Annotated in this window: 15 protein-coding genes; 8 read left to right on the forward strand and 7 right to left on the reverse strand. The window is 73.0% G+C overall.

The genetic code is table 11. The features are described from left to right. The first annotated feature begins 38 nt into the window (after nucleotides 1–38). The 3 genes from CMS_RS01005 to CMS_RS01015 are packed head-to-tail and all read left to right on the forward strand — an operon-like array spanning nucleotide 39 to nucleotide 2,637. Complete coding sequence (locus CMS_RS01005) at nucleotides 39–965, forward strand: ABC transporter ATP-binding protein (protein ID WP_041464267.1); 927 nt, start codon at nucleotides 39–41, stop codon at nucleotides 963–965. After that, a complete protein-coding gene (locus CMS_RS01010) occupies nucleotides 962–1,792 on the forward strand; it encodes an ABC transporter permease (RefSeq protein ID WP_012297676.1) in 831 nt (276 codons plus the stop codon). Before CMS_RS01005 ends, CMS_RS01010 begins: the two co-directional genes overlap by 4 nt. Beyond that, a complete protein-coding gene (locus CMS_RS01015; protein ID WP_012297677.1) occupies nucleotides 1,789–2,637 on the forward strand; it encodes an ABC transporter permease in 849 nt (282 codons plus the stop codon). Before CMS_RS01010 ends, CMS_RS01015 begins: the two co-directional genes overlap by 4 nt. Here the strand turns inward: CMS_RS01015 and CMS_RS01020 are convergent. Beyond that, nucleotides 2,522–3,943: an MFS transporter gene (locus CMS_RS01020; RefSeq protein ID WP_012297678.1), complete on the reverse strand. Its 1,422-nt coding sequence runs from the start codon at nucleotides 3,941–3,943 to the stop codon at nucleotides 2,522–2,524. The two genes, CMS_RS01015 and CMS_RS01020, sit on opposite strands and share 116 nt — an antisense overlap. Before the next feature lie 146 nt (nucleotides 3,944–4,089). Here CMS_RS01020 and CMS_RS01025 point away from each other — a divergent pair, with 146 nt between their 5' ends. Together CMS_RS01025 and CMS_RS01030 are read left to right on the forward strand one after the other, a co-directional pair. Then, nucleotides 4,090–4,914 (forward strand): ribokinase, encoded by an 825-nt coding sequence (locus CMS_RS01025; RefSeq protein WP_407637318.1) that lies wholly within the window; start codon nucleotides 4,090–4,092, stop codon nucleotides 4,912–4,914. A gap of 5 nt (nucleotides 4,915–4,919) precedes the next feature. Further along, nucleotides 4,920–5,480 carry a hypothetical protein gene (locus CMS_RS01030; protein WP_012297680.1) on the forward strand — a complete coding sequence of 187 codons (561 nt, stop codon included), beginning with the start codon at nucleotides 4,920–4,922 and terminating at the stop codon, nucleotides 5,478–5,480. Here CMS_RS01030 and CMS_RS01035 read toward each other — a convergent pair. Beyond that, the gene (locus CMS_RS01035; RefSeq protein ID WP_012297681.1) at nucleotides 5,452–5,973 is read right to left on the reverse strand and encodes a helix-turn-helix transcriptional regulator; all 522 of its coding nucleotides are present in this window, start codon (nucleotides 5,971–5,973) and stop codon (nucleotides 5,452–5,454) included. The genes CMS_RS01030 and CMS_RS01035 overlap by 29 nt on opposite strands. 142 nt (nucleotides 5,974–6,115) lie before the next feature. Here CMS_RS01035 and CMS_RS01040 point away from each other — a divergent pair, with 142 nt between their 5' ends. Then, entirely contained in the window at nucleotides 6,116–6,406 is a 291-nt protein-coding gene (locus CMS_RS01040; protein ID WP_012297682.1) for a hypothetical protein, read from the forward strand. On the opposite strand, the gene CMS_RS01045 is transcribed toward CMS_RS01040, so the two are convergent. Together CMS_RS01045 and CMS_RS01050 are read right to left on the reverse strand one after the other, a co-directional pair. Next, a complete protein-coding gene (locus tag CMS_RS01045) occupies nucleotides 6,403–6,600 on the reverse strand; it encodes a hypothetical protein (RefSeq protein ID WP_223842683.1) in 198 nt (65 codons plus the stop codon). The two genes, CMS_RS01040 and CMS_RS01045, sit on opposite strands and share 4 nt — an antisense overlap. An 11-nt stretch (nucleotides 6,601–6,611) precedes the next feature. Further along, a complete protein-coding gene (locus tag CMS_RS01050) occupies nucleotides 6,612–7,166 on the reverse strand; it encodes an MOSC domain-containing protein (RefSeq protein WP_012297684.1) in 555 nt (184 codons plus the stop codon). 135 nt (nucleotides 7,167–7,301) lie between these two features. Here CMS_RS01050 and CMS_RS01055 point away from each other — a divergent pair, with 135 nt between their 5' ends. Continuing rightward, nucleotides 7,302–7,976, forward strand: coding sequence for a hypothetical protein (locus CMS_RS01055; RefSeq protein WP_223842684.1), 675 nt, complete (start codon nucleotides 7,302–7,304; stop codon nucleotides 7,974–7,976). A 66-nt stretch (nucleotides 7,977–8,042) separates the two neighbouring features. Here the strand turns inward: CMS_RS01055 and CMS_RS01060 are convergent, their stop codons facing one another. Both CMS_RS01060 and CMS_RS01065 read right to left on the reverse strand, forming a co-directional pair. Further along, complete coding sequence (locus CMS_RS01060; protein ID WP_041464269.1) at nucleotides 8,043–9,455, reverse strand: MFS transporter; 1,413 nt, start codon at nucleotides 9,453–9,455, stop codon at nucleotides 8,043–8,045. Between the two features lie 104 nt (nucleotides 9,456–9,559). After that, nucleotides 9,560–10,975 carry an MFS transporter gene (locus CMS_RS01065; RefSeq protein WP_041464270.1) on the reverse strand — a complete coding sequence of 472 codons (1,416 nt, stop codon included), beginning with the start codon at nucleotides 10,973–10,975 and terminating at the stop codon, nucleotides 9,560–9,562. Between the two features lie 216 nt (nucleotides 10,976–11,191). Between CMS_RS01065 and CMS_RS01070 the strand changes: the two genes are divergently transcribed. Then, entirely contained in the window at nucleotides 11,192–11,488 is a 297-nt protein-coding gene (locus CMS_RS01070) for a hypothetical protein (protein ID WP_012297688.1), read from the forward strand. Between the two features lie 10 nt (nucleotides 11,489–11,498). On the opposite strand, the gene CMS_RS16415 is transcribed toward CMS_RS01070, so the two are convergent. Next, nucleotides 11,499–12,461: an IS481-like element IS1121 family transposase gene (locus CMS_RS16415; RefSeq protein ID WP_012297689.1), complete on the reverse strand. Its 963-nt coding sequence runs from the start codon at nucleotides 12,459–12,461 to the stop codon at nucleotides 11,499–11,501. Between the last annotated feature and the right edge of the window lie 93 nt (nucleotides 12,462–12,554).

The raw sequence follows: 12,554 nt of genomic DNA on the forward strand, positions 1-12,554 counted from the left end.
GTGGAGAAAACCCCCGGCCGTCCCTAGGCTGTGGTCTCGTGCCCACCCCCGTCATCACCGCCGACCGCCTCGTGAAGAAGTACGGCGACCACGTCGCCGTCGACGGCCTCTCCTTCGAGGTCGCGCCCGGCGAGTCCTTCGGGCTGCTCGGGCCGAACGGCGCCGGGAAGTCCACGACCATGCGCATGATCGGCGCGGTCTCGTCGCGCACGGGCGGCTCGCTCGACATCCTCGGGCTCGACCCCGACACGCACGGGCCCGAGATCCGCTCGCAGCTGGGCGTCGTGCCGCAGGCCGACAACCTCGACCTGGAGCTCAAGGCGCGCGACAACCTCATCGTCTACGGCCGCTACTTCGGGCTGCCGCGCAAGCAGGTCGCGGCCCGCGCCGACGAGCTGCTCGAGTTCGCGCAGCTCAGCGACCGCGCGAACGCGAAGGTCGACGACCTGTCCGGCGGCATGAAGCGCCGCCTCACGATCGCGCGCGCCCTCATCAGCGACCCGCGGATCCTGCTGCTCGACGAGCCGACGACGGGCCTCGACCCGCAGGCCCGCCACATCCTCTGGGACCGCCTGTTCCGCCTCAAGGAGCAGGGCACGACGCTCGTGCTCACCACGCACTACATGGACGAGGCCGAGCAGCTCTGCGACCGGATCGTCGTGGTCGACGAGGGCCGCATCATGGCGGAGGGCTCGCCCGCGTCCCTCATCCGCGACCACTCCAGCCGCGAGGTGCTCGAGGTGCGCTTCGGATCCGACCGCAACGAGTCCGCGTCGCGCGAGATCGCCGGGTACGGCGACCGCGTCGAGGTGCTGCCCGACCGCGTGCTCGTCTACGCGTCCGACGGCGAGGCCGTGCTCAGCCGCATCCTCGAGCAGGGCCTGAAGCCCATCACGACACTGGTGCGCCGCTCCAGCCTCGAGGACGTCTTCCTCCGCCTCACCGGCCGGAGCCTCGTCGAGTGAGCGCCGTCGACACCCGCGAGGCCGTCGCCGCCGGCGTCCGCCCGCGCCGCTACGGCGCCTGGTACGCGGCCGAGCACCGGCTGCTCGGGATCCGCGCCTACCTCGGCACCGCGCTCGCGACCGGCATCGCGAGCCCCTACGCCTACCTCTACGCGCTCGGCGTCGGCCTCGCCACCGTCGTCGACCGAGGCACCGACGCGAACCAGGCGCTCGGCGTGAGCTTCCTCGTGTTCGTGGCACCCGCGCTCCTCGCGACGAGCGCCATGACGGTCGCCAGCGAGGAGTTCAGCTACCCGATCTTCGGCGGCTTCAAGTGGAACCCGGTGTTCCAGGCGATGAACGCGTCGCCGCTCACCCCCGCCCAGATCATGGACGGGCAGGTCATCGGCGTCGCGATCCGCATGGCGCCCACCTGCATCGCCTACTTCGCCTTCATGCTCCTGTTCGGCGCGGTGCCGCTCGGCACGGGGTTCCTCGCGATCGGCGCCGCGGTGCTCACGGGCATGGCGATCGGCGTGATGCTCATGGCCTACGTCGCGACCCTCACGCAGGACACCGGCCAGATCGCCATGGTCATGCGCTTCGTGATCACCCCGCTGTCCCTGTTCTCGGGCACGTTCTTCCCGCTCACCCAGTTCCCCGTCTGGCTGCAGTGGATCGGCTGGATCTCGCCGCTCTGGCACGGCACCGAGCTCGGCCGCGTCGCCACCTACGGGATGCAGGAGCCGCTGTGGCTCACGGCCGTGCACGTCGCCTACCTGCTGCTGTGGCTCGCGGTGGGCTGGACCCTCGCGCGCCGCGTCGCGACGAGGAGGCTGCGCGCATGACCGGATCCACGATGCCCGCGAACGCCCCGGCCCCCGCGCCCGCCGCCCGCCGCAGCCGCGGCGGCCCCCGCTCCCTTTATGCCGGCAACGCCCGCTCGGTCCTGTCCCGCGGCCTGCTCGCCACCCGCAGCACCAACTGGACCGTCGTGCTCTCCGGCTTCTTCGAGCCCGTCTTCTACCTGCTCGCGATGGGCATCGGCCTCGGCTCGCTCGTGGGCGACGTGACGACGAGCACCGGCCAGCCCGTGCCGTACGCCGCCTACATCGCGCCCGCCCTCCTCGCCGTCTCGGCGATGAACGGCGCCGTCTACGACTCCACCTGGAACGTCTTCTTCAAGATGAACCACTCGAAGCTGTACCAGGGCATGCTCGCGACCTCGCTCGGGCCGCTCGACGTCGCGTTCGGCGAGATCTCGCTGGCGCTGCTGCGCGGCGTCGTCTACTCGTCGGGCTTCCTCGTCGTGATGCAGGTGCTCGGCCTCAACCTGTCGTGGTGGGCGATCCTCGCGCTGCCGTCCGTGGTGCTCGTCGCGCTGGCGTTCGCGAGCTTCGGCATGGCCGTGACGAGCTACATGAAGACGTTCCAGCAGATGGACTGGATCAACTTCATCCTGCTGCCCATGTTCCTGTTCTCGGCGACCTTCTACCCGCTGTCCGTGTACCCGGCGTGGATCCAGACGGTGATCCAGGCGCTCCCGCTCTGGCACGCGGTGGAGCTCGTGCGGGGGTTCACGACGGGCGCGCTCTCGTTCGCGGTCGTCGGCCACGTGCTCTACTTCGCGGTGATGACGGCCATCGGCCTGGTCTCCACGACGCGGCGGCTGCGGGTCCTCTTCCTCGACTGAGGCCGCCCGCGACGAGCGCGACGCCGGCGGATCCCATGACGACGGCCGCCGTCGCGATGGCGGCGGGGTAGGCGGCGGGCTGCGCGGACGCGGGGACGAGGGCGAGCACCTGCGCCGTCACGACCGTGGCGAGGAACGACGAGCCGGCCAGCACCGTCGACGTGAGCGAGGAGACCCGGCCCATGGTCCCGACGGGCGCCTCGGCCTGGAGGATCGGGCCCTGCGAGACGAGGAAGACCGCGAAGACGAGGCCGGCCAGCCCCATGAGGATCGCGGCGGGCAGGAACGCGCGCACCGTCGAGTAGGCCGCATAGGTGGCGCCGAGGGCGACGAGCGAGGCGGGCAGCGCGCGCTCGGGGCGGATGCGGGCGACGAGCGCGGGCGCCGTGAAGGATCCGACGAGGCCCCCGACCGCGAACATCGCCGTGACCACGCCGTACTCCGCAGCCGTCAGGCCCATCGTGGTGAGGGCGACGAGCGCGAGGGTCGCGTTGTTGACGCCCAGGGTCACGCCGTAGGCCGCGAGGCCGGCCACGAGGATCCGTAGGCGTGGCGACGCCCGCACGATGCGGATCCCGGCGGCGAGCTCGGCGCGGAAGCGGGCGCGCGCGGAGGCGACCGAGCCGTGCGCGTCGGCGTCCGCGTCCGTGCCCAAGGCCCCCGCGCCCGCCGCCGTGGCTCCGCGTTCGCGCACCGCGAGCACCAGCGCCGCCGACGCGAGGAACGACACGGCGTCCATCGCGAGCGCGGGCTGCGGCCCGAGCGCGGCGTACACGGCCGGGCCGGTCATGGCCGAGAGGATCCCGACGCCCGTGCTCGCGAGCAGCGAGCGTCCCGCGGCGGCGGCGCGGCGATCCGCCGGCACGACGACCTGCACGAGGGCCGCGCGCGCCGGGTCGAAGAGCTGCGACACGGAGCCGATGAGGAGCTGCGTCGTGATGACGGCGGCGATCACGAGGGGCGTGGGCCCGGTCACCGCGATCACCATGAGCGGCACGAGCAGCCCGGCGCGCGCGACGTCGGCCGCGACCATGACGCGGCCGGCGGGCCACCGGTCGACGAGCACGCCCGCGACCGGCGCGAGCACGAGGCGCGGCAGGCTCGTCGCCCCGATGACCGCGCCGATGTAGAGCGGCAGGGCCGGGTCGCCCGGCGCGAGTCCCATGGCGAGCCACACCGTGACGGTCGCCGCGAGCACGTACTCGCCGAACGCGGACAGCGCCTGCGCGAGCCAGATGAGCGCGAAGGACCGTGAGATCAGCAGGGGCGGGCGGGGCGGGCGGGCGTCGCCGGCTGCTCCGGGCATGGCGTCCTCCGATCGGATCTCCTCTCCACGGTATCGGCCCGCCCAGCGGCCGCACGGACGGGCCCGGGTGCCGGATCCGCTCGGTACCCTGGCGGGGAGCGCCACCCGGGCGCGGCCGGCCGCGTGCCGGGGGAGGCTAGGTGCCCATGGGCCGCGTCGTGGTGCTCGGATCGCTCAACGTCGACCAGGTGGTGCGCGTGCCGCGGCACCCGCAGCCGGGGGAGACGCTCATGGGATCCGACCCCGAGCGGCTCTGGGGCGGCAAGGGCGCGAACCAGGCGGTCGCGGCGGCCGACGCCGGCGGCGAGGTCGCGATGGTGGGGGCCGTGGGCGACGACGCCGACGGATCCGCCTACCGCGCGCGTCTGACGGCCCGCGGCATCGACGTCACCGGCCTGGCGACGGTGGACGGCGCGACGACGGGCCTCGCGATCATCGCGGTGGACGACGACGGCGAGAACACGATCATCGTCGCGCCCGGCGCCAACGGGCGCGTGACATCTACGCACCTGGATCCGCTCGACGCGCTCGCCGCGGGCGACGTCCTGCTCGCCTCGCTCGAGCTCCCCCTCGACACGATCTCCGAGGGCGTCCGCCGCGCGCACGCCGCCGGCGCCCGCGTCGTGCTCAACCTCGCGCCCTTCGCCGCGCTGCCCGCCGACGTGCTGGCGCTCGCGGATCCCGTCGTCGTCAACGAGCACGAGGCGGGACTCCTCCGCGGGTCGGGCACACCGGCCCCCGCGTCGCTGCTCGTGACCCTCGGCGCCGAGGGCGCGATGTGGGGCGACGTCGAGGTCCCCGCGTCGAAGGTCTCCCGCGTCGTCGACACCACGGGCGCCGGCGACGCGTTCTGCGGCGCGCTGGCCTCGGCGCTCGCCGCGGGCGCCGACCGCGGGGCCGCCCTGGTCGTCGCCGCCGACGCGGCCGCGGTCGTGGTGCAGCGGCAGGGCGCGCAGCCGGCGGACGACTGAGCCCCGTGGGCGACGCCGGGCCGGATCCGCACGGGGCGGCGGCTTCCGTCGTCGCCTTCGTCCGCGCCCTCGCGACGCCGCCGTGGCCGCGCCATGTCGCGGACGCGGAGCGGATGCTGGCAGCTCTCGGCGTGCGTCCCACGTGCGACGTGGACGCGTACGACCCCGACTCCGACCCCGACCCCGACTCCGAGCTCCGCTCCCTGACCGGTAGTCCCGACGCCGTCGACCATCTGAGCCTCGGCACCCACGCGGGCGGGGTCACGATCATCGGCTTCTTCCTGGCGCGGCACGGCCGTCCGCGCGATCCGCTCGTCCGGCGCGACCACGACGCCCTCGTCGCCGCCCTCGCCGCTGCCTTCGGCGTGTTCTGCCCGGCCTTCGACGATCAGCCGAGCCCCGTGCTGTGGGACGTCGGTGAGTTGGAGGTGGGCGTCCAGCTCTTCGACCGCGTCGACAGCAGCGTGATGGTGTGGGTCGATCACCGCGAGCGGTCGGTACGCGCGGAGGCGGCCGCGGGCGACGGATCGACCGCCGTCAGCGCGGACGCCGCCGACCCCGCGTGACCGCCTGCTCGTCGGACGAGCGGTCGCGCGATAGCGGGTACGCCCGGTCGAGGCGGGGGCCCACGACCACGCGGAGCAGGAACCCGGAGAGCAGCGCACCACCGGCCCAGTACGCCGCGATGAGCAGCGCTCCGACGCCGGGCAGCACGCGCGTGGCGATGCCGGCCACGACGAGCAGCGTCCAGACGACCCCGACCCCGTGGTACAGCGAGCGGAACCCGTCCGTCACCGCGTCGCGCCGCTCCTGCTGACGCTCCGCCCGGTCGTCGAGCGCGGACACCGTCCGGCCGAAGTCACCTTCGCCGACCACGGCGAAGAGGTCCCGCACGGGCACCTCGAGCGCCTTCGCGACGAGCGACAGCGTCTCGAGGCTCGCGTCGTTCCCCGCCTCCAATCGCTGCACCGTGCGCACCGTGATCCCGCTCGCCTCCGCCAGCCGGTCCTGCGTCCATCCGCGCTCCCGGCGCAGCTCCACGATCCGTGTCTCGTTCATGGACCCAGACTGGCGGCCGGGGAGTCTCGCCACCACGACGCGGGCCCGACAGGAGCACGACATCCGCCCGACAGCGGGGCGACATCGGCGGCGTCAGGCGGATCGCTCACCCGCCGGGCACGCGCTGTGGCAGGTTGGACGCATGCCATCGGAGACCCGCTCGCGCTTCCGGGAGCAGGCGGAGGGTGCTCTGGCGACCTTCGCCGGCATCGCCACGTACCTGCTGCTCCAGGTGGCCCGCCGCACCGAGGTGCGCACGGAGGGCGACCGCGTGCTCGTCGTCGTGTGCACGATCGTCGCGATCGCGACGGCGGCCGTGGTCGTGGTCATCGCGGTGCGCAGTGCGGTCCGTCGGCGACGTGAGCGCGTCGCTGCCGAGGCGCGTGCGGTCGAGCCGCTCGTGGGCGATCCCGACGGCGGATCGGGCTCCTAGCGACGTAGGCCGCGGTGGCGCGCGACCTCCACGACGAGCGCTACCAGCACGAGCGCGGCACCGGCCGCAACGAACCACCAGGCGACCGCGATGCCTCCCGGCTCCTCGCCCGCGATGCCGCCCATGACGGCACCCAGCGCGACCGCGAGGACGAGCGCGCCGGAGCCGGCCAGGGTCGCCGCGAGGATCCGCATGTCCGCGACCATCAGACCGGCTGCAGCGCGCGCTGCTCGCCCGCGGGCAGCTCCACGCGCACGGCGTCGTCGGGTCGGACCTCGCCGCCGGTGATCACGACGCCCATCACACCGGACTTCCGCACGACGTTCCCGTCGGCGTCGCGGTCGAGCACGGCCTTCATGGCACCCGAGCCCAGCTTGTCGATCTGGATGCACGGGTTCCGGAGGCCCGTCAGCTCGACCACGGCCTCGTCGCCGAGGTGCAGGCGCGTGCCCGTGGGCAGGTCGAGGAGCGGGATGCCCGCGGTCGTCACGTTCTCGCCGAGGTCGCCGGGACCGACCGTGAATCCCTTCCCCGCGAGCTCCGCGTGCAGCTCGGCGTGGACGAGGTGCACCTGGCGGAGGTTCGGCGCGTCCGGGTCGCGGCGCTTCCGCGACAGGTGCTGGACGGTCGTGCCGAGGTGCGCGTCGCCTTCGACGCCGAGGCCGGCGAGGAGCGTGATCGACGGGCGGACGGGCTTGGAGAAGCGGTGGGCGTCGTCGCGCGCGACCGCGAGGACCCGGGGCGATGCGGACGGCTGCATGCCAGCGACGATAGCGGCGCGGCCGCCGCCGGGCGACCCTCGGGCCGTGACGGGGGCGCGATCTCCCGCCGCCGTGTGTCTGCCGCTAGGTTCGGGTCATCGATGGCGATGGGGGATGCGATGCGCGCGACGGCCATGAGCGGATCACGCAGGACGACGCTGGTCGCGGGTCTCGCCTCCGCGGGTGCGCTGCTGCTGCAGCCCGTGCTGCTGGGCGGCTTCCGGATCCAGCCGACGCCGGACATGGCGTCGACGATCGTGCTGCAAGGGCCCGTCGTCGACGTCCTCGGCGTCGTGCTCACGGTGGTCGCCGCCGTGGTGCTCGCCCGCGGCGTGCGCGGGGAGCCGGGGCTCATGCGGGCATCGCGGGCGGCCGCGATCGCGGTGCTGGTGGCCGCAGGCGGGCTGGTGGTGCTCGCGGTGGCGGACGTGATCGTCGGGCTGTCGCTCGCGGATCCGCGGGAACCGGTGCTGCCGGCGGGCGTCGTGATCGTGACGCAGGTGGCGGGCGCGATCCACGAGGCCGCGCTCGCGGTCCTCGCCGTCATGGTCGTCCGCGGGCTGCTGCTCGAGCCGCTGGCCCGGGTGTCGCTCCTCGTGCTCGCGCTGGCGACGGCGGTGTCGTGGCTCCTCTATGCGGGCCTCGGGTCGTTCCTGCCGGGCGGCGCGTGGTCGCCGCTGATGCTGCTCCTGGTCGCCCTGCCGACCGTCACCCTCCTGGCCTCCGTCGGCCTCGCCGTCGGCCTGGTGGTGCACGGGCGTTCGGCCGCGATGCGCGAGCGGGCCGAGGCGATCCACCGGGCCTGGTGAGGGCGTCGTCCGGATCCCGGACATGACGAGGGCCGGGCCGACGCGTCGACCCGGCCCTCGATCCGGTCAGCGCGCGGCGACCGCCTCAGCGGGCGCGGCCTTCGCCTGGCCGTGCTCGCGCACCACCAGGAGCGCCACGAGCGAGATCGCCGACGCGACGCTGAGGTAGACGCCCACCAGCGCGACCCCTCCGCCTCCGATGTCCCAGAGCCAGGTGGCGATGAACGGCGCGACGGCCCCGCCGATGATGCCCGCGAGGCTGAACGCGAGGGACGCGCCCGTGTAGCGGACGTCGGTGGCGAACAGGCCGGGCAGCAGGGATCCGACGGCGCCGTACCCGATGCCGATGAGCGCGAAGCCGAGGATCACGAACAGGAGCGCGCCGGGCACGCCCGTCGCGAGCAGGGGATCCATCAGCAGGCCGAACACGACCATGCCGGCGGCGCTCACGGCCACGACCGGCCGAGCGCCGCGACGCTCGGCGAGCACGCCCGAGACCACGATGGCGATCGCGAAGAACACGACGCCGACGAGGAGCATGAGCAGGAAGTCGGTGCGGGCGTAGCCGAGGCCGGCGTGGAACGAGGACGCGTCGAACGGCTTGCCCGCCTTCGTGGCGGCGGCCTCGGCGGCCTCCGCGGTGCGCGGCGACGTGCCGTAGGTGACCGTGAACGTGGTCATCAGGTAGAAGAGCGTGAAGATGGCCAAGAGGGCGAGCGCCCCGAGGACCAGCCCGCGCCAGCCGGTGCGGATGGTGCGGCCGAGCGGGAGGCGGGACGTCTCGCCGCGGTCGAGGACCGCCTGGAACTCCGGCGCCTCCACGAGCTTGACGCGCACGTAGAGGCCGACGAGCACGAGCACGGCGCTGGCGAGGAACGGCACGCGCCAGCCCCACGACTGCAGGTCGGCGGGGGAGAGCGTGAGCGAGAGCACCAGGAACAGGCCGGTGCTGAGGAAGAACCCGATGGGCGCGCCGAGCTGCGGGAACGTGCCGTAGACGGCCCGCTTCCCCTCGGGCGCGTTCTCGGTGGCCAGCAGCGCCGCGCCGCCCCACTCGCCGCCGAGACCGAGGCCCTGGATGAAGCGGAGCACGGCGAGGGTGGCGGGGGCCGCGATCTCCCAGCCCGGCGTGAGCCCGCTCGGGAGGGAGCCGATCAGCACGGTGGCGATGCCCATCGTGAGCAGCGACGCGACGAGCGTGTGCGTGCGGCCGAACCGGTCGCCGAAGTGGCCGAAGAGCACGGATCCGATGGGCCGTGCGAAGAACGCGACGCCGAACACGGCGAGCGACTGGAGCTGCGCGACCGCGGGGTCGTCGTTCGCGAAGAAGAGGGCTGGGAACACCAGCACGGCGGCCGTCGCGTAGACGTAGAAGTCGAAGAACTCGATGGACGTCCCGATGAGGCTCGCAATTACCACCCGCGAGCGCGGGTTGGCCGGGGTGGCGACGGGCGGGGCGGTGGCAGGGCCAGCGGTCATGGCGGTTGCTTCCGACTTGAGGGACGGGGAGACGCCACGGATTTGGCGCGCCGACGGTACCGGCGCTCCCCGCCCCTCCGGGCCGGCCGTTCACATGACGCGTGTCAACTGACGTTCCCCGCGTAGTCCGCGTCGCGCGTCTCGCGGCTGATGACGAGCGCGACCAGCGTGATCGCCGCCATGGCGCTCAGGTACACGCCGACCAGCAGCACGTTCCCGTCGAGCAGCTGCCACAGCGCCACCGCGATGAAGGGCGCGACCGCGGCGCCGAGGATGCTCGCGACGTTGTAGCTGATCGCGGATCCCGTGTAGCGCACGTTGGTCGGGAACAGCTCGGGCAGCACCGCGCCCATGGGGCCGAAGGTGAGACCCATCAGCGTGAAGCCGAGGATGAGGAGCGCCATCGTGCCGACGAAGCCGGCCGAGAACAGGGGCACGAAGAGCAGGCCGAAGACGAGGATCCCGACGGTGGTGGCGATGAGCATCTTGCGGCGGCCGTGCTTCTCGGCGAGAGGCCCCGAGACCATGGTGAAGATCCCGAAGAACACGACGCCGACGATGAGCATGAGCAGGAAGTCGTTGCGCGCGTAGCCGAGGCCCGCGGCGAACGTGTCCGCGTTGAAGGGCTTGCCTGCGGCGGTCGCGGCGGCCTCGGCGGTGGCGGCGTCGCGCGCCGTGGTGCCGTAGGTGAGCGTGAACGTCGTCATCAGGTAGAAGAGCGTGTAGGTCGCCAGCATGATGAAGGTGCCGAGGATCAGCGGGCGCCAGCTCGTGACGAACACGCGCGCGACGGGCAGCTTCGCGACCTCGCCGGAGTCGACGACCTTCTGGAACGCGGGCGTCTCGATGAGCTTGAGGCGCACGTAGAGGCCGACGATCACGAGCACGGCGCTCGCGAGGAACGGCACGCGCCAGCCCCACGCCTGGAACTGCTCGGGGGAGAGGCCGAGGCTCAGCGCGAGGAAGACGCCGTTGGCGACGATGAAGCCGATGGGCGCGCCGAGCTGCGGGAACGTGCCGTAGATGGCGCGCTTGCCGGCGGGCGCGTTCTCGGTGGCGAGGAGGGCGGCGCCGCTCCACTCGCCGCCGAGGCCGAGGCCCTGGCCGAAGCGCATGATCACGAGGAGCGCGGGGGCCGCGACCTCCCAGCCGGGCGTGAGCGCGGTCGGCAGGCACCCGATCAGCACGGTCGCGATGCCCATCGTGAGCAGCGACGCGACGAGCGTGCCCTTGCGACCGACGCGGTCGCCGAAGTGGCCGAAGAGGATGGATCCGATGGGCCGCGCGATGAACGCGACGCCGAACACCGCGAAGGACGCGAGCTGTGCGACGGTCGGGTCGTCGTTCGCGAAGAAGAGCGCGGGGAAGACGAGCACCGCGGCGGTCGCGTAGACGTAGAAGTCGTAGAACTCGATCGACGTGCCGATGAGGCTCGCGATGATCACGCGCGAGCGAGAGTTCCCGGCGGGCGGGGTGGCGGTGGACGGGGCGGCGGTGCGGGCCGCGGGGGTCGTGGACATGGGAGGAGACGGCTTTCGGCTGGTGCGGCGTGAGCGGCAGGGGCGCGCGGAGGGGCGGGCGCGCCGGTCGGGCGCGGGCGCCGGGTGCGGCGGAGTCGAGGGGGCCACTCGTGATGGCGACCCTGAGTTTACGCCCCTGGGGAGATGCTGTGCGCGGTCCGTAGGCTGAGGCCGACCGGCGGATCCCCGCGATGCCGCCCGACCACGAGGAGCCCCATGGAGCACGAGACCGGCCGCCAGGTCCTGCCCGGGCTCGCGAAGCTCTGCGGGGTGGGCGCCTTCGCCGCGGTCGCGACCGGGTACTGGTACCTCGCGATCCCGTGCGTCGCCGTCGTCGTGCTGTGCGTCCTGCAGCTGCGCCGGTGGACGCACCAGGAGCTGGAGGAGCGCGCCCGTCTCGCCGAGTCGCCGACCGAGGAGGACCACGCGGAAGCGCTCAGGTGGGACGAGGACGGCGGCGTCGCCCTCGACCCGCTGCCGTCGGACGAGCCGGGGCCGGACGACCGGCGCTAGCTGTACTGGGTCATGACGTTGGTGACACTCGGGCCGCGGGCGTGAGCCCGTGGCTTGAGTGGATTCGTTCAGTGTTGTAGTGCTCGATGAAGGGGTCAAGCGCGTCGGCGCGGTGTTGGTTGCTGGTGAAGGGTTGCCGGTAGGCCCACTCGGTCGCGAGGGTCCGGTTGAAGCGCTCGACCTTGCCGTTCTGCCAGGGGCAGTGCGGGCGGATGAACTTCTGCCGCGCGCCCAGGTCCTGGACGGCGTTCTTGAACACGGTCGAGTGCCGGTAGGCGAACGCGTTGTCCGTGATGACCCGCTCGATCCGGGTGATCCCGCGCCCGGCGAAGTACGCCGCTGCGCGGGTCAGGAACCCGGCCGCGGTCGCGCCTTTCTCATCGGGATGGATCTCCGCGTAGGCGAGACGGGTGTGGTCATCGACCGCGGCATGGACGTAATCGAACCCGATCCCGCGGCCGCGGACCTGCTCGCTGCGCCCGTGGACCCGCCAGCCGCCTCCGTCCGGGATCCTCCCGAGCTTCTTCACGTCCACGTGGATCAGATCACCCGGATGCTCGTGCTCATACCGGTGCGCCGTTGACCGGGATGCCCGGATCACGGCCCCGGTGACGGGGTCCAACCATGCCAACGGCGGCGCCCCGTGCCGGCGCAGGATGCGGGAGATCGTACGGGATGGAACACCTGTCACCGGCGCCAGCCGCGCAGGACCCGCCCGCAACTGGGCCCGCGCTTCCAGCACGGCCCGTTCCCGCTCCGGGCTCGTTCGCCTCGGTACTGACCGGGGCCGCGATGACCGATCCGTCAGCCCTCGCAGCCCCTCGGCACGGAACCGGTTCACCCATCGATGCGCGCACTGCCGCGACACCCCCAGCTCCCGCGCGACGTGCGCGACCGGCCGACGATCCTCCACCACCCGCCGCACGAGGAGAACCCTCCCGTGAACCGTCAGACGAGCATTACCGTGGGACATCGAGGCCTCCTGGCGATGGTTGAACTGAACAGCTCCATCAAGCCAGGAGGCCTCTTCACACGCCCCGAAGTGTCACCAACGTCATGGCCGAGT

The organism is Clavibacter sepedonicus, from assembly GCF_000069225.1.
Taxonomy (GTDB): domain Bacteria; phylum Actinomycetota; class Actinomycetes; order Actinomycetales; family Microbacteriaceae; genus Clavibacter; species Clavibacter sepedonicus.

Bases quoted from the DNA above. Each gene is read 5' to 3' on its own strand.
- CMS_RS01015 (WP_012297677.1), top strand. From the start codon at position 1,789: ATGACCGGATCCACGATGCCCGCGAACGCCCCGGCCCCCGCGCCCGCC.
- CMS_RS01020 (WP_012297678.1), bottom strand. From the start codon at position 3,943: ATGCCCGGAGCAGCCGGCGACGCCCGCCCGCCCCGCCCGCCCCTGCTG.
- CMS_RS01025 (WP_407637318.1), top strand. From the start codon at position 4,090: ATGGGCCGCGTCGTGGTGCTCGGATCGCTCAACGTCGACCAGGTGGTG.
- CMS_RS01035 (WP_012297681.1), bottom strand. From the start codon at position 5,973: ATGAACGAGACACGGATCGTGGAGCTGCGCCGGGAGCGCGGATGGACG.
- CMS_RS01040 (WP_012297682.1), top strand. From the start codon at position 6,116: ATGCCATCGGAGACCCGCTCGCGCTTCCGGGAGCAGGCGGAGGGTGCT.
- CMS_RS01045 (WP_223842683.1), bottom strand. From the start codon at position 6,600: ATGCGGATCCTCGCGGCGACCCTGGCCGGCTCCGGCGCGCTCGTCCTC.
- CMS_RS01050 (WP_012297684.1), bottom strand. From the start codon at position 7,166: ATGCAGCCGTCCGCATCGCCCCGGGTCCTCGCGGTCGCGCGCGACGAC.
- CMS_RS01055 (WP_223842684.1), top strand. From the start codon at position 7,302: ATGAGCGGATCACGCAGGACGACGCTGGTCGCGGGTCTCGCCTCCGCG.
- CMS_RS01060 (WP_041464269.1), bottom strand. From the start codon at position 9,455: ATGACCGCTGGCCCTGCCACCGCCCCGCCCGTCGCCACCCCGGCCAAC.
- CMS_RS01065 (WP_041464270.1), bottom strand. From the start codon at position 10,975: ATGTCCACGACCCCCGCGGCCCGCACCGCCGCCCCGTCCACCGCCACC.
- CMS_RS01070 (WP_012297688.1), top strand. From the start codon at position 11,192: ATGGAGCACGAGACCGGCCGCCAGGTCCTGCCCGGGCTCGCGAAGCTC.
- CMS_RS16415 (WP_012297689.1), bottom strand. From the start codon at position 12,461: ATGTCCCACGGTAATGCTCGTCTGACGGTTCACGGGAGGGTTCTCCTC.